The sequence below is a fragment of the Ketobacter sp. genome (assembly GCF_003671495.1).
In the GTDB taxonomy this organism is placed as follows: Bacteria; Pseudomonadota; Gammaproteobacteria; order Pseudomonadales; family Ketobacteraceae; genus Ketobacter.
The window spans coordinates 31,696-54,103 of sequence record NZ_RCHN01000013.1 but is presented as its reverse complement, the minus strand read 5'-3'; the positions used below and the strand labels follow the sequence as shown (position 1 = coordinate 54,103).

Annotated in this window: 22 protein-coding genes and 1 pseudogene; 10 read left to right on the top strand and 13 right to left on the bottom strand. The window is 58.8% G+C overall.

Features of this window, described 5'->3' with window-relative positions; translation table 11 throughout:
- Positions 1 to 85: 85 nt before the first annotated feature.
- The 4 genes from D9N14_RS05165 (at position 86) to D9N14_RS05150 (ending at position 3,953) form a co-directional block, all read left to right on the top strand.
- Positions 86 to 523, top strand: coding sequence for a MotA/TolQ/ExbB proton channel family protein (locus D9N14_RS05165; RefSeq protein WP_290577645.1), 438 nt, complete (start codon positions 86 to 88; stop codon positions 521 to 523).
- The gene (locus D9N14_RS05160; RefSeq protein ID WP_290577643.1) at positions 516 to 872 is read left to right on the top strand and encodes a DUF2149 domain-containing protein; all 357 of its coding nucleotides are present in this window, start codon (positions 516 to 518) and stop codon (positions 870 to 872) included. Before D9N14_RS05165 ends, D9N14_RS05160 begins: the two co-directional genes overlap by 8 nt.
- 91 nt (positions 873 to 963) lie before the next feature.
- Complete coding sequence (locus tag D9N14_RS05155; RefSeq protein WP_290577641.1) at positions 964 to 2,772, top strand: IucA/IucC family protein; 1,809 nt, start codon at positions 964 to 966, stop codon at positions 2,770 to 2,772.
- A gap of 242 nt (positions 2,773 to 3,014) precedes the next feature.
- The gene (locus D9N14_RS05150; protein ID WP_290577639.1) at positions 3,015 to 3,953 is read left to right on the top strand and encodes an alpha/beta hydrolase family protein; all 939 of its coding nucleotides are present in this window, start codon (positions 3,015 to 3,017) and stop codon (positions 3,951 to 3,953) included.
- An 89-nt stretch (positions 3,954 to 4,042) separates the two neighbouring features.
- On the opposite strand, the gene D9N14_RS05145 is transcribed toward D9N14_RS05150, so the two are convergent.
- The 8 genes from D9N14_RS05145 to D9N14_RS05110 form a co-directional block, all read right to left on the bottom strand.
- Positions 4,043 to 4,984 carry an alpha/beta fold hydrolase gene (locus D9N14_RS05145; protein WP_290577637.1) on the bottom strand — a complete coding sequence of 314 codons (942 nt, stop codon included), beginning with the start codon at positions 4,982 to 4,984 and terminating at the stop codon, positions 4,043 to 4,045.
- A 114-nt stretch (positions 4,985 to 5,098) separates the two neighbouring features.
- A complete protein-coding gene (locus D9N14_RS05140) occupies positions 5,099 to 5,989 on the bottom strand; it encodes an oxygenase MpaB family protein (protein WP_290577635.1) in 891 nt (296 codons plus the stop codon).
- A gap of 82 nt (positions 5,990 to 6,071) precedes the next feature.
- A complete protein-coding gene (locus D9N14_RS05135) occupies positions 6,072 to 6,539 on the bottom strand; it encodes a methyltransferase family protein (RefSeq protein WP_290577633.1) in 468 nt (155 codons plus the stop codon).
- On the bottom strand, positions 6,515 to 6,877 hold the full coding sequence (locus D9N14_RS05130; protein ID WP_290577631.1) for a hypothetical protein: 363 nt from the start codon (positions 6,875 to 6,877) through the stop codon (positions 6,515 to 6,517). The genes D9N14_RS05135 and D9N14_RS05130 overlap by 25 nt, the downstream gene beginning before the upstream one ends.
- A gap of 111 nt (positions 6,878 to 6,988) precedes the next feature.
- Positions 6,989 to 7,504 carry a GNAT family N-acetyltransferase gene (locus tag D9N14_RS05125; protein WP_290577629.1) on the bottom strand — a complete coding sequence of 172 codons (516 nt, stop codon included), beginning with the start codon at positions 7,502 to 7,504 and terminating at the stop codon, positions 6,989 to 6,991.
- Entirely contained in the window at positions 7,501 to 8,628 is a 1,128-nt protein-coding gene (locus D9N14_RS05120) for a PQQ-dependent sugar dehydrogenase (protein ID WP_290577627.1), read from the bottom strand. The genes D9N14_RS05125 and D9N14_RS05120 overlap by 4 nt, the downstream gene beginning before the upstream one ends.
- A gap of 12 nt (positions 8,629 to 8,640) precedes the next feature.
- Positions 8,641 to 9,651, bottom strand: coding sequence for a class 1 fructose-bisphosphatase (fbp, locus tag D9N14_RS05115; protein WP_290577625.1), 1,011 nt, complete (start codon positions 9,649 to 9,651; stop codon positions 8,641 to 8,643).
- 197 nt (positions 9,652 to 9,848) lie between these two features.
- The gene (locus D9N14_RS05110) at positions 9,849 to 10,718 is read right to left on the bottom strand and encodes a metal-dependent hydrolase (protein WP_290577623.1); all 870 of its coding nucleotides are present in this window, start codon (positions 10,716 to 10,718) and stop codon (positions 9,849 to 9,851) included.
- A gap of 261 nt (positions 10,719 to 10,979) precedes the next feature.
- Between D9N14_RS05110 and D9N14_RS05105 the strand changes: the two genes are divergently transcribed.
- From D9N14_RS05105 to D9N14_RS05095, 3 genes are all read left to right on the top strand, one after another.
- Complete coding sequence (locus D9N14_RS05105) at positions 10,980 to 12,392, top strand: MBOAT family O-acyltransferase (RefSeq protein ID WP_290577621.1); 1,413 nt, start codon at positions 10,980 to 10,982, stop codon at positions 12,390 to 12,392.
- Positions 12,367 to 13,596, top strand: a complete 1,230-nt coding sequence (locus D9N14_RS05100) for a hypothetical protein (protein WP_290577619.1) — start codon at positions 12,367 to 12,369, stop codon at positions 13,594 to 13,596. The genes D9N14_RS05105 and D9N14_RS05100 overlap by 26 nt, the downstream gene beginning before the upstream one ends.
- Positions 13,597 to 13,658: 62 nt before the next feature.
- Positions 13,659 to 14,690, top strand: coding sequence for an aspartyl/asparaginyl beta-hydroxylase domain-containing protein (locus D9N14_RS05095; RefSeq protein ID WP_290577617.1), 1,032 nt, complete (start codon positions 13,659 to 13,661; stop codon positions 14,688 to 14,690).
- 30 nt (positions 14,691 to 14,720) lie between these two features.
- Here D9N14_RS05095 and D9N14_RS05090 read toward each other — a convergent pair whose 3' ends face one another.
- The 5 genes and pseudogenes from D9N14_RS05090 to yrfG all read right to left on the bottom strand — a co-directional run bounded on the left by D9N14_RS05090 (position 14,721) and on the right by yrfG (position 20,221).
- Positions 14,721 to 15,842, bottom strand: coding sequence for a methyltransferase (locus D9N14_RS05090; protein WP_290577615.1), 1,122 nt, complete (start codon positions 15,840 to 15,842; stop codon positions 14,721 to 14,723).
- A gap of 142 nt (positions 15,843 to 15,984) precedes the next feature.
- Positions 15,985 to 17,541, bottom strand: a pseudogene (locus tag D9N14_RS05085) (phosphoenolpyruvate carboxykinase); the annotation flags it as partial.
- A 383-nt stretch (positions 17,542 to 17,924) separates the two neighbouring features.
- The gene (hslO, locus tag D9N14_RS05080; RefSeq protein ID WP_290577613.1) at positions 17,925 to 18,821 is read right to left on the bottom strand and encodes an Hsp33 family molecular chaperone HslO; all 897 of its coding nucleotides are present in this window, start codon (positions 18,819 to 18,821) and stop codon (positions 17,925 to 17,927) included.
- Position 18,822: 1 nt separating this feature from the next.
- The gene (gene hslR / locus D9N14_RS05075; protein ID WP_290577611.1) at positions 18,823 to 19,230 is read right to left on the bottom strand and encodes a ribosome-associated heat shock protein Hsp15; all 408 of its coding nucleotides are present in this window, start codon (positions 19,228 to 19,230) and stop codon (positions 18,823 to 18,825) included.
- A gap of 328 nt (positions 19,231 to 19,558) precedes the next feature.
- Complete coding sequence (gene yrfG, locus D9N14_RS05070) at positions 19,559 to 20,221, bottom strand: GMP/IMP nucleotidase (protein ID WP_290577609.1); 663 nt, start codon at positions 20,219 to 20,221, stop codon at positions 19,559 to 19,561.
- A 55-nt stretch (positions 20,222 to 20,276) separates the two neighbouring features.
- Between yrfG and nudE the strand changes: the two genes are divergently transcribed.
- From nudE to D9N14_RS05055, 3 genes are all read left to right on the top strand, one after another.
- Positions 20,277 to 20,825, top strand: a complete 549-nt coding sequence (gene nudE, locus D9N14_RS05065; RefSeq protein ID WP_290577607.1) for an ADP compounds hydrolase NudE — start codon at positions 20,277 to 20,279, stop codon at positions 20,823 to 20,825.
- Positions 20,826 to 20,828: 3 nt separating this feature from the next.
- Entirely contained in the window at positions 20,829 to 21,650 is an 822-nt protein-coding gene (gene cysQ, locus D9N14_RS05060; RefSeq protein WP_290577605.1) for a 3'(2'),5'-bisphosphate nucleotidase CysQ, read from the top strand.
- 109 nt (positions 21,651 to 21,759) lie between these two features.
- Positions 21,760 to 22,401 carry a glutathione S-transferase family protein gene (locus tag D9N14_RS05055; RefSeq protein ID WP_290577603.1) on the top strand — a complete coding sequence of 214 codons (642 nt, stop codon included), beginning with the start codon at positions 21,760 to 21,762 and terminating at the stop codon, positions 22,399 to 22,401.
- Positions 22,402 to 22,408 lie beyond the last annotated feature (7 nt).

Here is a 22,408-nt window from a genome sequence, read left to right as displayed (position 1 = left end):
CGTAGATACGCAGAGGCGATCGCCTTGATAACCACCAAGACAATCAACAAGACAATCACAAGTGAGGTAAACCATGGTTCACGGAATGGCATTGGGCATTTTGCACCATCTCGTCAGTTGGCTGCTGTATCCGGTTCTGGGGGCGCTGGCGGTGTGTCTGCTGGCGGTGTTATGGGAAACCGGCGCTGCCCTGGGGGAAAAGTTCGGCGCGTTGCAACGTCTGCAGGGCCGTGGGGTGGAAGGTTTTGAACGTTATGCCCTGGGCCGCCTGGAACGGGTGGATTTGCTGGCCCGTTGCGGCCCCATCCTGGGCCTGATGGGCACCCTGATTCCCCTCGGGCCGGGGCTGTCTGCCCTGGGCAGCGGCGACATCGATATTCTGGCCACCGCCATGACCGTGGCCTTCGACACCACTGTGCTGGGCTTGCTGATCGGATTGGTGGGTTATGGCCTGGGCCGGGTGCGGCGGCGATGGTACGAAACCTGTCTGCAGCAGCTGGAGCAGGGGCGTCGCTATGGCTGAGACAAAGGCTGAGATCGTCCCTGCAAAAAAGCCCCGTTCCAGCGCATCCACTCGACTGCGCCCGGGGGGGCGTTTCCAGCAGGAAGACACCGACCCCCTGTCCGGTTTCGCCAACATCATGGATGTGATGCTGGTGTTTGCCCTGGGCTTGTTGATCGCCCTGATCGCCCAAAACCAGACGCTGCGTCAGCACTTCAAACTGGAGCCGGTGGAAGTGAGTAGCGGGCAGGAACTGGTGGAGCTGCCGGAGTCCCTGCAGGGGCAGGCGGCATCCGGCCAGGGCATGGAGAGCGTTGGCACGGTCTATCGGGATGCCAAAACCGGCAAGCTGATTCTCATTGGCCAATAAATATAAATGATAATCGTTTGCATTTGGGCAAAGGGCGCGATATGGTGTGGTCTTACCCGTAACCGACAGATCACTTGACGGACCTCATGCCATGGATACCTCTATCTCAGACGCGGCAGACTACCTCTCTGCCAACGGCTTCATAAACGCCTACCTGCGTGAGTTCGATGACTGGCGCCTCGCGACCAGTCCGCGGGAATGGCAGTTGGGGGGCTTCCCGGAACAGGTCCTGGTGATCCCCATGGGGCGCCAGACTCTGTGGGTGGGAGTGGACTACTGGTCCAGCTGCGGTCGTCACCGCTTTGTCATGCCGGCCCGTTGCGAGTTCGTGGACAACGGCCATTGCCGACGGGTTAAGTTTTTGTGTCTGGCCAAAATGCTGGTGGAAAATGCGTCCCTGCAGACCAACGGCAGTATCGGCGCCATGGCCCGTTTTCTGGAACGCATCATCGAAAGTCACCGTAACCTGGAAATGCTGCTGGCGTTGCGGGATGTTGAGATGGACAAACTCTACCGCCAGCCGTTGTCTTTTGTGGAAGCGGAGCAGGCGCTGTTGGCGGGGCACGCTGTGCACCCGGCCCCGAAGGTGCGCCAGCCCATGACCTTGACCGAAGCGGTCCAGTACGGCCCGGAAGGGGGGGCGGGGTTCGCCCTGGCCTGGATGCTGGTGCGGCATGAGCGTGTGCATTACCACAGCGCCGACGGGGTGACCCTGAGCCAGCGGGTGCAGCAACTGATCGAATCCGATGATCTGCTCAGCGCCGATTACAACGATGTGCCGGATGGTTATACCCTGATCCCCGCCCACCCCTGGCAACTGGCGCGGCTGCGTTCCCTCCCGGCCCTGCAACAGGCGTTCGCCGACCATCACATCATTGCCCTGCCGCCCCAGGGGCGACGCTGGCATGCCACCTCGTCCATGCGTTCGCTCTATGCGGAGGCGGCGCCCTATATGCTGAAGTTCTCCCTCAGTGTGCGGCTCACCAACTCAGTCCGCCACCTGCAGCCGCAACAGGCGGCCCGCGGTGTGCTGATCAGCAAGGCATTGGCCACGGCCACCGGTCAGCAGTTCCTGCGCCGTTTTTCCCAGTTCGACATCCTGCAGGAGCCGGCCCACGTCTGCCTGCTGGATGATGCCGGTGAACCGCTGGCGGAAAGCATGCTGGTGTTTCGGGAAAACCTGATCCGGGAGCAAGCGGACCGGCAATACAATGTGCTGGCGGCATTGACCCAGGATCACCCCATGGGGGAGCCCTGTCGGCTCACCTCCCTGGTGCAGGAGGTGGCTCTGCAGCAGCGCCTGGATCTGGCGCAGGCGGCGCTGGTGTGGTTCGCCGCGTTTCTGGACGTGGCCATCAAGCCATTGCTGCTGGCGCAGGCGGATTATGGCCTGTTGCTGGGGGCCCACCAACAGAACATCGTGCTGGGCTTGCGCGATGGATTACCGGTGCACAGTTATTTCCGGGATTGCGAGGCTTCCGGTTTCAGTGAGGTGGGGTTGCGATTATTCAAACTGGATCGCGCGCAGCCGGGAGCCTCTACCCACAACCACATGGAAAGCGGGCACGGGCAAGCACTGTTTGCGTACTATCTCATCATCAATGCCACCTTCGGAGTGATCAGTGCCCTGGGTGCCGATGCCGTGATTGAGGAAGGCGTACTGGTGGCGCAGCTGCGCGCGTTCCTGCTGCAGCATCAAACGCAACTGCGACGGGACCGGAGTGTGATGGGCACGCTGCTGGAGTCTGCAATTTTGTGGCAGAAAGGCAATTTCAACTGCTCACTGGCAGACCTGGATGAAAACACCCTGGCCGAACCGCTGGCCCTGTTTCAATCCATGGAAAACCCGCTCTGTCCGCAGCAGGAAGCGCCGTTGTTGCAGGCGACCCTCATTTGTTGAGGCAAATTCGACGCCGATTTTCCCAAACTAATACTAGAAAACCCCCGCCAACCCTGACGGCCAAAATGCACAGCAAAAGGGTCAACGGGGATAACCAAAGCGCGACCCCGCTTTTTTCCATGTCAGTATTCGGCCCCGAAATGGATATTCATTTCTTCTGACGACTTTGCAGTATCGGCTGTGGCCCGCCCGGGCCCTGTCGGCTAAAGCCTAACATCGATACAACAATAAAAGGCCCGATTATGAATACTGAACTGCGCATAAAAAAGGATCTGCGTAACCCTCTCACGTTTTTGTTGGCGGCGGTGTTTTCCCTCCAGGTGTTCGCCACCACGCCCACCCCCACGCCTGAGCCCGAACCGGAACCGCCGGGCGGGTGCGGTGATTGTTATCAGCGCGGGCCGGACCCCACCGTGGCCGCATTGGAGGCGGACCGTGGCCCCTACAGCGTGCGCACCATCAATGTGTCTTCCTGGGTGTCCGGTTTTGGCGGCGGCACCATTCACTATCCGGTGGGCACCCAGGGCACCATGGGCGCCATCGCCGTGATCCCGGGCTATGTGTCCTATGAAAACTCCATCGAGTGGTGGGGCGGCCGGCTGGCATCCTGGGGCTTTGTGGTGATCACCATCGACACCAACAGCATCTATGACCAGCCCGACAGCCGTGCCAATCAGTTGAGTGCCGCCCTGGATTACGTGATTGCGCAAAGCAACTCCAGCCGCAGTGCCATCCAGGGTATGGTGGACCCCAATCGCCTGGGTGCCATTGGCTGGTCCATGGGCGGTGGCGGTACCTTGAAATTATCCACCGACCGTTACCTGAAGGCCGCTATTCCGCAAGCGCCGTGGTACAGTGGCTTCAATCCGTTTGATGAAATCACCACGCCCACACTGATCATTGCCTGTCAGTTGGATGCAGTGGCCCCGGTGGCGCAGCACGCCTCGCCGTTTTACAACGAGATCCCCAACTCCACAGCCAAAGCGTTTTTGGAAATCCGCAACGGTGACCACTTCTGTGCCAACAGTGGTTATCCCGATGAAGACATTCTGGGCAAGTACGGTGTGGCGTGGATGAAGCGCTTTATCGACGACGACCGGCGCTACGATGCATTCCTGTGTGGCCCCAACCACGAAGCAGAGTGGGATATATCCGAGTACCGCGACACCTGCAATTACTGATACCCGTCATTACCAAGAAAAAAGCCCATCCCCGGTGCCGGGATGGGCTTTTTGTGTTCAGGATTGAGACTCTAAAAGCCGACTAGCCGTTATAAAAAACGATTCACTTCCGCCACTGTGGTGATGGGGTCTTCTTCGTGGGGAACGTGTCCGAGTCCCTCGAACATCACCAGTCTGCCATTGGGCAGATCGGCCTCAAAGCGATAGGCGATGCTGGCGGGAATCAGGTGATCCTCCGATCCCCATAACACCAGCGTGGGTTGCTGCAGGTTTTTCACCAGCGCACTGCGGTCGTCCTGTTTGTTCTGGGCAAATCGTTCCCGCAGGGCACCGCGGTTGCCGGCCCGCAACGCCAGGTCAAAATAGCGGTCGATCAGTTCCGGTGTGATCTTCGACGGGTCACCGTACACATCGCGCACACTGGCTTCCACCGCAGAACGCGGCAGTGTGTATTCCATTACCTGGTTCAGCAGTGGAGTTTGGGAGATCACAAACGCCAGGGGCCAGCTTTCCGGTTCGTAGGGATATCCGCCGGCATCCACCAGAATCAGTTTGTCCACCCGTTGCGGATGGGCGGCGGCAGTACGCCAGGCGATGGCTCCCCCCAGGGAATTCCCACCCAGTACAAAGTGCGGCACCTGCAGGCTGTCCATCACGTCCATGACAAAGGCCACATAGGTATCCATGCGATAGTCGCCCGTCTGGTTGGGGCCGGTGAGCCCAAAGCCGGGCAGGTCAAACCGGATCACGCGGCGGCTTTGTGCCAGTTCCGCCACCCAGCCGTCCCAGGTGTGCAGGCTGGCGGAGGTACCGTGCAATAAGACGATGGGGCTTGGGTCGTCCCGTGGGCCTTCGTCCCGCAGGTGCACTTGCTGACCGTTGACATCAATAAACTGGGAGGGGGCTGGCGCCCAGCGTGCGGCCAATTCTTCCACCGAGCGATCCGGCTCCCAGGTGAACGCCACCAGAGCGGCACTCAATAACACAACCATCACGATCAATCCGCTGATCAACTTCAATAGAAACTTCACTTTTTACACTCCCTGTTCTGATTGTGACGCGCAAAAAAAACGGATGCGGTGGGTTCTACTGCATCCGTTGTCAATGGTGCCCGGGTTGTGGAATCCGGGCAAGGGGTTAAATCTTCAGGCCGACGCGGCCCGTTGCTCAGGGGTTTGGTAATCGCCTTTCAGCGTGTGGTAGACCGGGGGCATATAGCGGACTTTGGCAGGCACCAGCGGCAGCGCCAGGCGCAACACCCGCGCCCAACGGCGGAAGCGTTTTTGCTGGCGCGCGTCCCAGCTCAGGCCGTAGCGTATGCGCAGGGTGGGTGGCAAGGTGGCGACGGTGTTGAGCAGCGCATAGTTGCCGGCACTGCGGTAAAACGAACGCCAGACCCGGTTGGGAACCAGCTTCAACGCCGGTGGCTTTTTCATGGCGCTGAGGCTCACGTCCAACAGGTAGCGGCCGGTGTCGGTGACTTCCAGGCGGTTGCTCACCATGTGCTCGAAATACTCCCAGAAACTGTTCACGTCCTGGGGCATGTCTTCGTCGCGAATGCCTAAAACCCGGCCCTGTTGCACCCACTCGTCATAGAGCTGGGCTTCCTGCTCGGGGGTGAAGGGGGTATCACCAAAGTATTTCTGGGTGTTCACCAGGGTGTAATAGGTGGTCATGTGCACCCAGGTGTAGGCTTCCGGGTCCAGGGCAAAGTAACGGCGGCCTTTGTCGTCGGAACCCTTGATGCCGCGATGCAGTTCCCGCAAATCACGACCGGCCTGGGGTGAACCCTCCGGGCCGCCGTACAACAGGCGCAAACCCCACTCGGTGGTGCGCTTGAGGCGACCCCAGGGGTCTTTCTTGAAAACGGAATGATCGCCGACGCCGGCCCCCACCACCGGATGGGATACCTGCAACAACAGGGTGGTGCCCGCAATCAGCAGTTGCAGGTTGTCACCGGCGTGTTGCCAGGCCAGGCTGTCGGGCCCCAGGGCTTGGGGAATGGGCTTTGTTTTTATTGCTGGTGCTGTACTCATGACTCAACCCGTCTCAGTCAGGATAAATGAGTGTCTTATGGTCTGAGACAATACTCTTGTTTCTGTCTCAAAGTAAAGGGGGTTACAGCCAGCGTCGTACCTGTTTACAGTAGTTGCGGTAGTGCTCACCGAACAATTGGTTCAGAGCCTGCTCCTCGGGGAGGATCTGGAAGCGGTTCAGATAGGGTATGAAGCCCAACCCCAGCAGGAGGGCGGCCGGGCTGTCCAGAAACAGTCCCCAGGCCAGTATCCAGCACAGGAACCCCACATACATAGGGTTACGGCTGAAGCGGTAGATACCGGTATTCACCAGGGCGGAACTGCTGTCCGGCTGCAGGGGATTTACTGTGGTGCGGGCACGGCGGAAACCGATCACCCCGGCGAGGGCTATCAGGAATCCGGCCAGTGTGAGGATGCCTGCATTCCACCCGCGCCAGGGGGCGGGCAGCCCCATTTCGGGTGTCAGCCAGGCCAGCACGGCCATCAGAATGCCAAACAGGGGGACCAGGGCCAGGGGCGGTATTTTCAGTTCGAGTCCACGCCTTTCCATTGCTTACCCCATTCAATGTCCGTGATCCGGTAGTGGCCATCCACCTTTTGCAGGGCCAGGGTGATGGCCTCCAATTCGCCATCCCCTTCTATGGGCATGTAGATCCATTGGCCGAAATCGTCTTCGTCCACCTGCTGCAGCGCATCCGGCACCGGGGCGGCATCTTCGGTATCAAAGTGCACGATCATTTCATCGAATTCGTGTTCCAGGTCGCCGGGGCTGATATCGGCGGCCAGTTGTGGTGCCAGCAGCTGATGGGCGGACTCGAATTCCCGGGCCACAATGCGGGCTCCGAATTCCAGGGCGGTGGTGCGTAAAGCCTCTTCCAGTGGTTCCATAACGACTTCCCGGCTGATGTGGATGGACAGAATGGGGTGGAGAGCCCACTAATATACCGAAAGCCACAATCTGGCAATGGGTTTTAGTGCATAGAGGTTATTGTAGAGGCTTCAGTGGAGCGGCTTTTGCCAGAACTGTGCCTGGCCGGCGTTTGGGTCTAACTGGTATTGCTCAAAGCCGAACTTGCGGTAGGCACCCTGTGCGGTGGTATTGCCGGACAGCACTTCCAGGGTGATCTTGCAGCAGCCACGCTCCCGCGCCAGCGTTTCCACCTTGTTCAGCAGGATCTGACTGAGGCCCAGGCCGCGGTAATCCCGATGGACCACAATGTCGTGGACGTTGATCAGGGGTTTGGCGGCAAAGGTGGAAAAGCCCTCAAAACAGTTGGTCAGGGCGGCCGGCTGGCCGTTCACATAGCACATCAGGCTGAAGGCAAACGGGCGTTGGGCCAGCCCCGTCACCAGATTGGCCTGCACCGCGTCGGCCAGGGGTTCACCGCCGCCCATGGGGTCACGGGCATAGTGATCCAGCAACTGCACCAGATGCCGGGCCTGCTGTGGATCGTGGTAATCCACCAGCAGGGTTTCAATATTATGCGGTTCTTGATAAGGCGCTTTTGGGCTCATGGTCTCAGCCTGAGAATCTTGCCGTTGCTCTGGTCCGTGAGCAAATACAGGAACCCGTCGGGCCCCTGCACCACATCCCGAATCCGTTCGCCCACCTCCTGTTCCAGCAGGCGTTCTTCCCCCACCACCTTGTGGCCATCCAGCTCCAGGCGCACCAACTGGCGAAACTTCAGGGAGCCCACAAACAGATCCCCTTGCCAGGCGGGGAAGGCGTCTCCGCTGTAGAAGGTCATGCCCGACGGTGCGATGGAGGGCACCCAGTAGTGCAGCGGTTGTTCCAGCCCTGCTTTGTGGGTGCCTTCACCGATTTTGCCGCCGCTGTACTCTTCGCCATAGGTGATCACCGGCCAGCCGTAATTATGCCCGGGCTGGATCAGGTTGATCTCGTCGCCGCCGCGGGGACCGTGTTCGTGCGTCCATAATTCGCCGGTCACCGGGTGCAGGGTTGCCCCCTGGCTGTTGCGGTGGCCAAGGGACCAGATCTCGGGCAGCGCGCCCCGGGTTGCCACGAAGGGGTTATCTTCAGGCACCCGTCCATCGGCCCACAGGCGAATGATCTTGCCGTGGTGATTGTCCAGGGTCTGGGCGTCGTCCCGGGGCAGGTAACGATCCCCCAGGGTGATATACAGATGGCCTGCCTGATCGAACACCAGCCGTGAACCGAAATGGGCCCGGGATACGTATTTGGGTTGCTGGCGGAACACCACCTGCAGATCGGTAAGGCGATTGGCCTGCAGTTTGGCCCGGGCCACTGCGGTGGAGTTGGTCAGCGGCAGGCTACCGGGTTCGGCATAACTGAAATAGATCCAATCCTGATAACGGGCCACATCCAGCAGGCCGCCCTGGCCTCCGGTCCAGATGTCCGGCAGCCCCTGAATCGGGTCGCTGAGCGTGGCGGGCGCTTTGTTGTCGGTGTTGTTGCCAGCCACAGGGGCAACAGTGACCGTACGCAACTGGCCGGAACGCTCGCTCACCAGCAGGCGGCCGTCTGCCAGAAAGTCCAGGCCCCAGGGGTGGTCCAGGCCCTGCGCCACCACTTCCACCTGAAAGCGGGCCTGCTGGGATTCCACCGCCCACAGGAGGCAGGGAAGCCAGAGGCCCGCCAGCAGAATCAGGGTGCGCATGGCGGTGGTGAATCAGCCGAATTCAGCAATGAACTTGTTGAGCTGGTTCACCATATCCGGTGAACCCACGAACAGCGGGCAACGCTGATGCAGGGAGGTGGGCTCGATGTCCAGGATGCGTTTGCCGGGCCCGGCGGTGGCGATCCCGCCCGCCTGTTCAATCAGAAACGCCATGGGGTTGCATTCGTACAGCAGGCGCAGCTTGCCTTCCGGATAACGGCTGGAGGTGGGGTACAGATAGATGCCACCCTTGATCAGGTTGCGGTGGAAATCCGAAACCAGGGAGCCAATGTAGCGGGAGGTGTATGGGCGCTTGGTGTCTTTGTCCTCCTCCTGGCAGTACTTGATGTACTTTTTCACCCCTTCCGGGAAGTGCACGTAGTTGCCTTCATTGATGGAATAGATGGTGCCGGTTTTGGGGATCTGGAAATTGGGGTGGGACAGGCAGAATACCCCGATGGTGGGATCGTAGGTGAAACCGTTGACGCCATTGCCGGTGGAATAGACCAGCATGGTGGAGGAACCGTAAATCACATATCCGGCTGCGATCTGCTTGCTGCCTGGCTGCAGGAAATCGGCCTCGGTGACTTGGGAGCCCACCGGAGACACGCGCTTGTAGACGCTGAAAATAGTGCCCACGGACACGTTCACGTCGATGTTGGAGGAACCGTCCAGGGGATCGATCAATACCACGTATTTGCCGTCGCAGTTTTTGGTTTCCTCGAACTTGACGAACTCTTCCTCTTCCTCAGAGGCGATACCGCACACCACACCCCGTTGTGCCAGTGCATTCTTGAAACGCTCGTTGGCGTAGACGTCCAGTTTCTGCTGCTCTTCCCCCTGCACGTTCTGGTCACCGTGGGCACCGGTGATGTCCGCAAGACCGGCCTTGTTGATTTCCCGGTGCAGGATTTTGGCGGCCAGCCGGATGGAGGAAAACAGGGAGGTCAGCTCGCCGCTGGCTTCCGGGTATTCCTTCTGGTTGTCGATGATGAATTCGCCGAGGGTTTTAATGATTTCCATGAATGCGGTCCCTTAATGTCTTGAGCAAGGTCTAGTAAGAGCCAAAACGGCAGTGGAAACGAGTGCAATGCAGAGCGCTAGTGGTTCTAAATCATACCGGTTTCAGGAAGGCTAAACCAGCGCGGGAAAAGACCGGCCCTTCACCCGCTGGGTGTCGGACCGGAGTAGGGTAGAAAGCGGTGGTGCGAAGGGATCGCTCAGGCGGAAATGTGGGCCTTGTCTCCCACGTAGGCGGTCAATAACGCCAGCCCGCGATCCCGCAGGGCGCGACTGTCCTTCTGGGAAGGATGGAAATCCGGCTTGTAATAGGTCAGGTAGTGCTTGCCCAGTTCCGCCAGAACTTCCCGGTGCCGCCACATGCCCTGCACGCGGTCTTTCAGGCGCCAACGCCTGGTGCGGGGCTGGTCCTTGGCGGCCTGCAGCAACTGGGCCGTGTGCAGGGCGGAAAAGAAACTGAACATCACGGTGGTGATGGCCATCTCGCTGACCCGCAGCCAATACCCGCCAACCTGCTCCTGATACACGTCGTAGGCCACCGACTTGTGCTCGCTTTCTTCGATGGCGTGCCAGATCCAGAGGGGTTTGAGGGGCTCATCCACGCCGTCAATCAGCTCCGGGTGGGCCAGCAACAATTCCGCGAACAGGGCGGTGAAATGTTCCAGGGCGCAGGTCTTGGCCAGCACCCGGCCGGGGGAATAAAAGCGCTCGATCCGCTTCAGCCCCATTTTGGTGTAGGCGTCGATCTTGTCCACGGGGATGCCCTTGCGGGTCATCATGTCGTTGAAGGTCTGGTGTTCCTTGCCGTGGTGAGCCTCCTGGCCGATGAAAGCCTTCACCCGCTGCCGCAGCTCCGGGTCTTTGAGGTTGCTCTGGTAATGGCGGACGGAACGCATGAACATACGCTCCCCTTCCGGAAAGGTGCCGGAGAGGGCAGTCAGGATCATGGTGCGCAGGGGGTCACCATCAAACCAGAAGGTGGAGATGGCCTCATCGAACTCAAAGTCCATCTGGCGGACGGGGATGGCGTCGGTGCCGATGCGCTTGGCGGCGGTGGCGGCTGCGGTCATGGTGCTCCTCCGGAAATCTGGTGCTTTGGTACCAATATGATCTCAGTATAGGGAAAGCCGGGCCCAGTCTCACAGTCTGCCGGTGCTAATTAATGGTCATATTGGGCCATGTGCCTGTGAAGTGGGTTGAAAATTCACAACCGACCATCTGACAACATTTGACGTCAACCGGCGAGAGCCGGAAAATACCGACTGCGAACGTAGCTGCCTTCTCCAATGGGGGCAGTCGAACGAATAATAATAAACGCCAAGAATCTCCCAATGCTGTTTAATACGCCACTGTTCCTCGGCTTCTTTGCCCTGTTCTTCCTGCTGTACTGCTTTGTCTTTACCCAGCCACGGGGGCGGGCGCTGTTTCTGGTGGTGGCCAGCCTGGTGTTCTACGCCGGGTGGGATTACCGCTTTGTGCCCTTGCTGGTGTTCAGCGGCGTGGTGGATTTTTTTGTTGCCCAGCAGATTGAGGGCCATACGGAACAGCGCGCCCGCAAACGCTGGCTGCTGGTGTCCATCGTCACCAACCTGGGTATCCTGGGGATCTTCAAATACTCCAACTTCATGATCGACTCGGTACAGGACACCCTCAGTTTCTTCGGCATGCCGGTGTCACTGGGAACGCTGGAAGTGGTGTTGCCGGTGGGCATTTCGTTCTACACCTTCCAGAGCATGAGTTACACCATTGATGTGTATCGGGGCGAAACCCGCGCCCGCCGTAATTTCGTGCCCTTCTTCGCCACGCTCTCGTTTTTCCCCCAGCTGGTGGCGGGCCCCATTCTGCGGGCCAAGCAGATCCTGCCCCAGATCGAGCGCTTCCCCCAGGTAACGCCAGACGATGTGAAGTTCGGCTTTGTGCTGATTACCATGGGGTTGTTCAAGAAGACCATTGCCGACCTGCTGGCGGCACCGGCGCAGACCCTGTTCAATAGTGATGCTCCCCTCAGTTGGCTGGAGACGGTGACCGGCGTGCTGGCGTTTGCGGGGCAGATCTATGGGGATTTTTCCGGCTACAGCGACATCGCCATCGGCATTGCCCTGCTGCTGGGCATACAGATTCCCTTGAATTTCAACACCCCCTATTTTGCCCTGTCGCCGGTGGATTTCTGGAAGCGCTGGCACATCTCCCTTTCCAGCTGGCTGCGGGACTACCTATACATCGCCCTGGGGGGCAACCGTAACGGCCGCCAGATCCGCAACGTGTTCATTACCATGTTACTGGGAGGCCTGTGGCACGGTGCTGCCTGGACCTTTGTCTGGTGGGGGGCGTATCACGGCACCATCATTTCGTTGACCCATTTACTGCGCCGTACCCGCCTGGGCCAATGGCTGGCCGGTATTGAATTGAGCGCGTTCCGCTGGTTGCAGTGGTTGTTCACCTTCTATCTGGTGTGCATCGGCTGGGTGTTCTTTCGCGCCGAAAGCATGGGGGATGCCTTTGCCATCCTGGGCGCCCTGCACAACCCGGCCTCCTCCATCGAGTCGCAACCCTATGCCGGTGCGGTGCTGGCCATGGTGGCCCTGGTGATTCTGTTGATTCACTGCATCGACTACGGGATTGTGCACCGCCGGGAGCTGATTACCCGGCGCTATCCCCGTTTTGTGCCACTGCTGATTCTGGGGCTGACCTTCACCATTCTGATCGGAGAGCCGGGCTATGAGTTCATCTACTTCCAGTTCTAGGCGGATGGCCCTCTATACCATGCTCATCGCCGCGGTGACCCTGTTGCCGGCCATGGGGTTGGTGAACTGGCTGACCCGTTCTGCGGAGGCCGGTGCCGGGGACATCTTTGGCATCCAGCGCATCCGCTCAGTAATCGACTCCCTCGATTACATGGCGGCAACCGAGGGTAATACCCTGTTGTTCATCGGCTCCTCGTTGGTAAAGGACGGGTTTTCCCCCCGTATTTTTGATGCCACCGTGCAATCCGTGGCAAACAAGGAGGTGACCAGTTTCAATGTGGGCATGGGTAACATGAAGCCTTCCTACCTGAAACTTCTGGTGCAGCGCATCGCGGACACCTATGCCGCCCAGGGGCGCCGGGCCGACGTGGTGCTGCTGGAATTCAATCCCTTTCTGGTGACCCAGGCACGGGAACAGTTCCGGCCGTTTATGACCGAGCAGGTGCAGGCCATGCTGATGTCGCCTCAACAGGTGGGCGCCACTTTCTGGCAGGACCCGGAACGGTTCGCCCGCCTGGTCAGCATCAAATACCTGCGCCATGGCGTTTCGGCAGAGGCCATTACGGGCGGTTTGCGCTTTCTGGTGGGGCAGGCCCAGGCCCAGGCGCCGCTGATGGCGCAACTCACCGAGGATCAACTGAATCACCTGCAGCAGCTGGCGGAGTTCCGCAGTCGCCTGAACCAGTATATTCGGGAGGAGCAGCCCATCAGCGGAAAATCCCATGTCTGGAATCCGGTCACCCAGGGCGGGCTGATCGACATGATGGACCTGTCGCCCCAGGCCCAGGAAGTGGCTGCTGAAATCTCCCGCCAGATGCGTCACCCGAAGGCCATGGCGATGGATTTACAGAGCCGGATACAATGTTGTGATATTGAAAACCTGACCTTCAATGACAAGCTTGTCGGCGAGTTTCTTGATACCGTAGACAGCGCCCGCCGCTTTTCGGATCGGGTTGAAATCGTGCTGTTGCCGCGTAATCGCCAGTGGGTGCAATTATCCCCGGCAGGGCAGGCGCGTTTGCAGGCGTTGTTGCAGCAGTTACAGCAACGCACCGGGGTGACCATCCGCAACTATCAGGAGCATGGGGCGTTTGATGGCAGCGATTTTTATGATGTATCCCATCTTTCCATGGACAAGGGGCGGCCGCTGTTTTCCAGTGTATTGGCCAGGGATCTGGCAGCGACGTTTGAGACGTTAGAATAGGCGCTCAAAACGAACGTCAGCACAGCAGGCCTCAAACAAGAATAAAGTGACAGGAGTGTGACATGAAGACCACCAGCGTACAGTTGAAGGGCAGCTTTGATGTGGAGCGCCTGCGGGCGGACCTGGAGACCGCCACCGCGCAATTCCAATCGGCGCCCCAGGTGGGCAAATACCATGACGGCAGCTGGACCGGCATCGGCTTGCGTAATTTTTCCGGTGATCACGGCAACACCCTGGCGGCGCACACCGGTCACAGCAAAGATACGGCAGTGATGGCCCATTGCCCCTATTTCAAGGAAATCCTCGATGGCATCGGCTGCCCGGTGTACGTCGCCCGTATTCTGTTTTTACCGCCGGGCAAAGTCATCGGTGAACATACCGACGCCGGTTTCGGTTGGAACTATGGCATGGTGCGTCTGCACATCCCCATCGTCACCGACCCGCGGGTGGAATTCAGCATCGGCGATGAGGACGTGTACTGGAAGCCCGGTGAATTCTGGTTCGGTGATTTCAGCAAGCCCCATTCCCTGCGCAACAAAAGTGATATTACCCGGGTGCATCTGGTGATGGACTGTCCCATCACCGCGCAAACCCTGCAGCTGTTCCCGGCAGACTTTGTGGAGCAGGTGCGATCAGAAACCAATATTCTCCAGCTCAATCCGGTGGAGCTGGACGAAGCCACCCTGCGGGGCTATTGCGGTACCCTGGTGGTACGGGGGCCGTTACTGGGGATGACCGTGCCCATCTCTGCGGACGTGACGGTGGACGACGGCATGCTGGCGGTGAAGATCCGTGGCCTGCCCATTCTGTATCACTTCACCCCCACCGGCGATAACACCTTCCAATGCAACACCTACGAGCTGACCTGGGCAAAGAGCCCGGATCAGCAGGACGCCAGTCTGGTAATCGGCAAGGATTACAAAAACGGCAAATCCCAGGAGGTGACAGTCTATAAACATCAGCCCATGGGGGTGCGCCTGTTCTCGTGGGTGCAGCGCCTGTTGGTGGGTGGTGTGTGGGGCGCCTACTTTGGTGTACTGAAAATCAAGCGTGCCCTGTCCGGCAGCAAGCACGTTACCGAACAGGTGGGGTAATCCTGCCTGGCCTACTGCTACTAGATGGGCCTAACGTGGTCGGCTGGCGGTCAGAATCACAAATTTGGGATTGCTGGCGGTCAGCTCCACGTCCTTGAAATGGGGCTTCAGGGTCTGGTGATAATTCAGATGCCGGTTGCCCACCACCACCAGTTTGCCATCCTCTTTCAGGCAGCGTTTGGAGCCCTTGAACATGCGCAGGGCGATGTTGGAATCCAGGCGACTGCCGTCATGAAACGGCGGATTACACAGGATCAGGTCCACCCGATCCTCAAATCCGTCCAGCCCGTCTGCAGCCAGGTATTCACAGGGGTTCTTCAGGCCGTTCAACTCGATTGATTCCCGGGCACTCTGCAAGGCCAGCCAGGAGTCGTCCAGCAGGCTCAGCATTGCAGCGGGATTTTTGTGCCCGGCAAAGCAGGCCAATGCACCGTTACCGCAGCCCAGATCCAGAACGTGTTGGGCGGCGCTGACATCAGGGAAGTGTTCCAGCAGAAAGCGGGTGCCCATATCCAATTGTTGTTGGGAGAACACGTTGGCGTAGTTCAACAGTTGCAATTCGGTGCCGGGAATACCGTAACGCACCGGCTGGGGTGTGGGCGGTTGTAACGCCGGGTCCAGTTGGGCGAATACCAGGCGTGCTTTTTGGGACGCCAGAGAGGTGCTGGCCGGCCCGATGATGCGCTCAAAGCATTGCACCATGGATTTGCTCAGGTGTTTCACCATGCCGGCCCCGATCAGGCGGGTTTGCGGCGTGAGCAGTGGCCGCAACCGGGTGAGTTGGTACTCCAGCAGGGACAGGGTTTTGGGCAGGCGGATCAGCACCGCGTCAAACTGGCCCTGGGGCTGCTCGGTGGATTCCAGAAAATGGTCCGGCGCAAAGCTCAGCTGATTGCGTCGCAGGTTCTGCTGCAGGGCCAGTTTGCTGCTGAAACTGTCGTTCCAGCTGAACGGGCGGCGATGATGCAGGCAGGTACCCAGTGCGCCGTGCAGGTCATTCACCAGCAGAATGCGCTCCGGTGCCGGTTCGGCTTGTGCAATTTCTTTCAGCAGCAGGGTATCCGCTGCGCTCCAGGCCTGTTGCGGGGATTTGGGGTGGTAATGCAGCGGCAGCAGTTTGAATTGGCCGAAGGGGGAGTCGAACAGGTCCATAGCGAAAGCCCGGTGATCAGTGTGGGCGCCACTATACGCAATATTTCACCTAAATCCAGCACAACCCAAGTGCTGGGGGAAATCCCCATAAAAAAACCGCCGGACAGGCCGGCGGTTTTTTCGGTGCGGGTGCCCGGCGGGATTAACCTGCCTGGGGACCGGCGTTGCGGATCTCGTCAGAGACGTCGCTGTACTTCTTGAAGTTCTCAGTGAACAGCTCAGCCAGGTGCTGGGCGCGGGCCACGTAGGCATCCTTGTGTGACCAGGTGTTCTGTGGAATCAGCAGGTTGGGGTCAACCCCCGGTACATCCACCGGTACATCCAGGTTCAGGATGTCGATGTGCTGGGTGGCCACGTCGTCCAGGGCACCACTCAGAATGGCGGTGATCACACCACGGGTGGTGGGGATGTCGAAGCGCTTGCCTTCGCCGTAGGGGCCACCGGTCCAGCCGGTGTTCACCAGATACACTTTGGAATCGAATTCCTTGATGCGCTTGATCAGCAGTTCCGCGTATTCGCCAGCCTGACGGGGGAAGAATGGTGCACCAAAGCAGGTGGAGAAGGTGGTTTTGATGCCCGCGTCAGAACCCATTTCGGTGGAGCCAACCAGGGCGGTGTAACCGCTCAGGAAGTGATACGCTGCCGCTTCGTTTGTCAGTCGGGAAACCGGAGGAATCACGCCGTTCAGGTCGCAGGTCAGGAAGATGACGTGCTTGGGCTCGCCCGCACGGTTTTCCAGGACACGCTTTTCGATGTTTTCCAGGGGGTAGGCGGCACGGGTGTTCTGGGTCAGGGTGCAGTCGGTGTAATCCGGATTGCGGTTTTCGTCCAGCACGACGTTTTCCAGTACGGCACCGAAACGGATGGCGTCCCAGATCACAGGCTCGTTCTTCTGGCTCAGGTCGATACACTTGGCATAGCAGCCGCCTTCCATGTTGAATACTGCGCCCTTGGCCCAGCCGTGCTCGTCGTCGCCGATCAGGTAACGGTCGGGATCGGCGGACAGGGTGGTTTTGCCGGTGCCGGACAGGCCGAAGAACAGGGCTACGCCGCCGTCTTCACCCACATTGGCAGAGCAGTGCATGGGCAGCACGGATTTTTCAGGCAACAGGAAGTTCTGCACCGAGAACATGGCTTTTTTCATTTCACCGGCGTAGCGCATGCCAGCGATCAGCACTTTGCGGGCCGCGAAGTTCAGGATCACACAGCCGTCGCTGTTGGTGCCGTCACGTTCCGGCTGGCACTCGAAAGACGGTGCGTGCAGGATTTCCCAGCCTTCTTTGGACTTGGGATTGAATTTTTCGGGGGTGATGAACAGGCAGTGGGCAAACAGATTGTGCCAGGCGGTCTGGGTGGTCACCTTCACTGCAATGTAATGATCAGGGTCTGCGCCCACGTGCAGGTGGGAAATGAACTGGTCATCCTTGGCAACATGATCAGCCACCCGGTCCCACAGTGCGTCAAATTTGTCGGCGGGGAAAGGGCGGTTTACCGGGCCCCAGTGAATGGATTCGCTGGTGCTGGGTTCGTCCACAATGAAACGATCCATGGGGGAGCGGCCGGTACGGGCACCGGTTTTGGCGACGAAGGCACCGTTATGGGCCAGCTCACCTTCTCCACGCTTGATGGCTTCTTCAATCAATAACGTGCTGCTCGGATCGGTAATAATCTGGGGAGTTGACATGTTTCCTATGACCTCACTATTTCGGCTTTTGGCCGAGCTTTACTAACAGTTGAAAATAAAAGCTGTTGGCTATCGTCATGAGATAGCGGTTCCGCAGGCAGTGCCTCGGCGGGAGCTTCTCGCAAGCAGGTTGAGCATACTGGGCTGTATCCGTGACAGACCGATGAAATCCAGGGGTTGCTGTCGCGGAACCTGCTCGGCTTAACGCCAGCCCGAATTCGAGCCGCGCATTATGGCAAATTTAACAGAAAAACGCTAAGCCTTTCGGCGGCGCCCCAGATGGGGGCCAGTGGGCCCCGAATGGAAGCGCTGTTGTCATGCGTGATTTTTACTAGAAGTAACCACTTACAAACCGGGCCTTTTCGGCGGTTAAGTGACCGCCATGACAGTGCTTTTGATCAGTTTATGGTCTTGCTTTCCCCATCGCTGTCAGTTGCACCATGAGTGAACAGCATGGCCACATCCACTGCGTCAAAGCGATACAGCTCGTTGCAATATTGGCAGGTTACTTCGATCCTGCCCTGTTCGGCAATGATCTCCTCCAGCTCGCCCCGACCAATCTGGGCCAGTGCATCCGCCGTGCGCTGGCGGCTGCAGCTACATTCAAAGGCCACGGCCTCGGCGGGAAACAACTCCACCGATTCCTCGTGAAACAGTCGCCGCAATACCGTGGCGCAGTCCAGGTTCAGTAATTCTTCCGCGGTCAGGGTGCGTGCCAGGGTGGTGATGCGCTCCCATTCCTCCAGCTGTTGCTGGGGATCGACCTTGATACGGGAATGAGCAGGCAATACCTGTACCAACAGGCCTCCGGCCCGGTTATTGCCGTGGAACAGCTGAATCTGGGTGCGCAATTGTTCAGAGCGCTGGAAATAATGCTCCAGGCACTCGGACAGGGTGGTGCCGTCCAGGGGCACGATGCCCTGGTAGCGTTCCCCCTGCAGCGGGGTGATGGTGATGGCCAGGGTGGCGTTCCCCAGCATGGTGCGGAAATCCATGCCCTGGGTATCGCCATCCCAGCGAGCGATGGCCCGCAGCTTGTGATCGTGGGTGCATTCCACCGAGAGCAGGCTCACCACGTGCTCGCCCCGGGCCTGGATGATCATGCTGCCCTCGAACTTGAGGGTGGCGCTGAGCAGGATGGCGGCGGCCATCATCTCCCCCAGCACGGATTGCACCTCCAGGGGGTAATCGTGTTTGGCCAGTACCGTCTGGTAACTGGCATCCAACAGAGTCCATTGGCCGCGTACGCCGCTGTCGTTGATGATGAATCGGTGGCTGATGTCGGTGTTGTTCATACTACTCGCTCTGTTGATGGCGGAACTGGATGATCTGGCGGCGCTGCTTCTTGTTGGGGCGGTTGTCGCTTCCCGGGTGGGCGGCGCTCATGGCCTTGCGTTGGGCTGCTGCCCGTTGTCGCAGTTCGATACTGGCCGCGGTTTCCTCGTACAGGGCCGCGGCCGCCACGGCATTGCCCCGCCGGTCACTGAGGCCCATCACCACCACCGTCTTTTCATCAAAACCCTGGCGCAGTCGAATCTGGGCCCCCAGGGTCACCTCTTTACTGGCTTTTACCCGGTGGCCTTCATAGTGCACTTTGCCGCCTTCGATCATGTCTTTGGCAATGGAGCGGGTTTTGTAGAACCGGGCGGCCCATAACCATTTGTCGAGGCGGATTTTTGAATCGGATTTGGCGTCCTGTCCCATCTGAAGCGAACCCATGATGAAGCGAGTGTGGTGATGCTGTTTTCTGATCAGCGTAACGCTGCATTATAAAGGGTATTGTGGGGGGAATGGGAATTGTGGGGGTGGCCGCAGGCAAAAAAAAGGCGCCGCATTGGCGCCAAAGTATCGACTACACAACTCAAATGCTTCACTTACATGATGGGCTTTACGCTAACGCTGAGTGCACAGCGTTGAGGCGATATTAAGAAATGACGCACCGGTTGCCTAAACCTGTCAGGAAACTTGGACCACAAGCCATGGCGCTTTGTCCTGTCGACAGTGTTGCGGTGGGTGTTTACCCGTTGACCCTTTACTCTGCGATCGGGGGGTATATCTGGCTGAAGCAGTCCAGGCCGATGAACTCCTCGGTGTCCATGGCCTGTTGGCGGCTGTCCGGCTGGAGCACCCCGAGGGTATGGGCAATGCCGGCGCGCCGGGCGGAGCGCAGGACTGCCAGGCTGTCATCGATGAGCAGGGTGCGGGCTGGTTCGTAGTGCATCACTTCCTGCAGGCGGCTCCACAATTGCGGGTCCTCCTTGGGCAGGCCGAAATCATGGGAACTGAAGATGCCATCGAAGTGGGGATGCAGGGGGATTTCGCGCATTTTCAGGTCCAGGCTGCCGCGGTGAGCGTTGGTCACCAGCACCGCTTTGCGACCGGATGCCTTGACCTTCTCCAGAAAGGTGATGGCATTGGGACGCAGACCGATGCGGTCCTTGACCTCTTCTTTCATAGCGACGATGTCCAGCCCGGTTTCCCGGCTCCAGAAATCCAGGCAATACCAGTTGAGGGTGCCACGATGTTCGCCGAAGCGGGTGAAGAGTTGGGTTTTGGCGTCATCAAGGCTAATATGGTTCGCCTCGGCAAAGCGCAGGGGTAAAAACTCCATCCAGAAGTAATTGTCGAAATACAGATCCAGCAGGGTTCCATCCATGTCCAGCAGCACGGTATCGATGTGATCCCAGCAAATCATGAATGCGAATACTCCCGTAGTTGAGCCAAAGTTTAGCTAAAGTTGAGCCATAATCATGCCGCAAAAGCCTACCATACTCGACCATCAATTAGTGGCGGAAAGTCGCCTGTTCGGCATTGAGCGATTGCAGCTGCGGTTCAGTAACGGGGAGGAACGGGTCTACGAACGCCTGCGCACGCCCCGGATTCCCGCCGTGCTGGTGGTGGCGGTGAAAGACAACGGCAACGTGCTGTTGGTGCGGGAATACGCCTGCGGCACCCATAACTACCAACTGGCTCTGCCCAAAGGCGCCATGGATGGGCACGAGACGGTGTTCGAGGCCGCCAACCGGGAGCTGATGGAGGAGGCGGGCTATGGTGCCCGGGCCTTTACCGAGTTGAAGGCGCTCTCCATGTCGCCCGGCTATATGGGGCATATGATCCATGTGGTTTTGGCGGAAGACCTGTACGAGAAAACCCTGTCCGGCGATGAGCCGGAACCCCTGGAGCGGGTGGAGCACCCCCTGGAAGACATCGACAGTCTGCTGTTGATGGACGATTTTACCGAAGCGCGATCCCTGGCGGCGTTATACATGGTCCGCGACATCATGAGAAACAGGAAGTAAGTAATGAGTGATCTGGTAACCAAAGAATTGATCGAGAATGTGCTGGCCATTGCCGAGCAGGCGGGGGACGCCATCAAGGTTGTGTATGACCGCAAGGAAGCCGTGGAGGTGATCCGCAAAGCCGATGACAGCCCGGTGACGGAAGCGGACCACGCCGCCCACCACGTGATCGTGGCAGAGCTGAATCGCCTGACGCCGGAAATTCCGGTGTTTTCGGAGGAATCCGATCAGATCCCCTACGCCCAGCGCCAGCAGTGGAGCCGCTACTGGCTGGTGGACCCGCTGGACGGCACCAAGGAATTCATTAACCGCACCGGTGAGTTCACCGTCAACATTGCCCTGATCGAGCACCATGAACCGGTGCTGGGGGTGGTCACGGTACCCATGAAAGACCAGGCCTATGTGGGCGGCCAGGGCGTAGGTGCCTTCAAGGTGGAGCATGGCCAGTGGCAGAAGATTGCCGTGCGCACGGTGGCCAACCGGGAGTTGGTGGTGGTGGGCAGCCGTCGTCATGGCGCTGAAAAACTCAACGCGCTGTTGGCAGCGATGGAGCAGGAAGGCTATAGCTCTGAGATGACCAGCATGGGCAGTTCTCTCAAGTTCTGTTTGATCGCCGAAGGCAAGGCAGACCTGTATCCCCGCCTGGCACCCACCAGTGAGTGGGATACGGCAGCGGCCCAGGCGGTGCTGATGGAAGCGGGCGGCCGGGTGCTGAACACCGATTTTGCGCCACTGACCTACAATCGTGAAGAGAGTGTGCTGAATCCGGAATTCTATGCCCTGGGTGATCCCGCGGTGGACTGGGAGCGCTTGCTCAAAGCCTAGGCAATTGCAATGGCCATTGGGCTAATGCCCCAGATGCGGCTACTCTATACAGTTAAGGCAGCGCAGGATAACAACAACACTTGCCCCATTGACCAAGAGGAGCCGCTCCATGGATCTGTACTTTTCCTATCTATCCACCTATTCCCAAAAGGTTCTGCTGGGCCTGTACGAGAAAGACGTGGCCTTCACCGCGCATCTTGTAGACCTCACCGATGAGCAGGACCGGGAGGAATATCGCAAGCTGTATCCGTTCGGCAAAGTGCCGTTACTGATTCGTGACGATGGCCGCATGATCCCCGAATCCACCATTATTCTGGAATACATTGATGCTGCGTTTGAGCAGGGTCCGGTGTTGATTCCCCGCGATACCGAACTGGGTCGGCGCACCCGTTTCATGGATCGTATGTGCGACCTGTACCTGAATGATCCTGTGGTGAGCCTGATTTTTGAAAGCTGGAAACCGGAGGCGGAGCGGGATCAGGGGCTGATCAGCAAAAGCAGTGAGCGCATCGGCATCATGTACCGTTTTATGGATGACCAGCTCGGCAAGACCGGCTATCTGGCGGGGGATACCTTTACCATGGCGGATTGCGCTGCCATGCCGGTGCTGTTCTACGCGAACTCCTTTGCGCCCTTCGGCGGCTTTGACAACATCTACCGCTACTGGGAAGAAGTCTCCCAACGGCCCTGTTTTCTGCGCCTGAAACAGGAGGCGGAACCCTACATCAATGCAGTGATGGGTGATCGTTAAGCGGGGC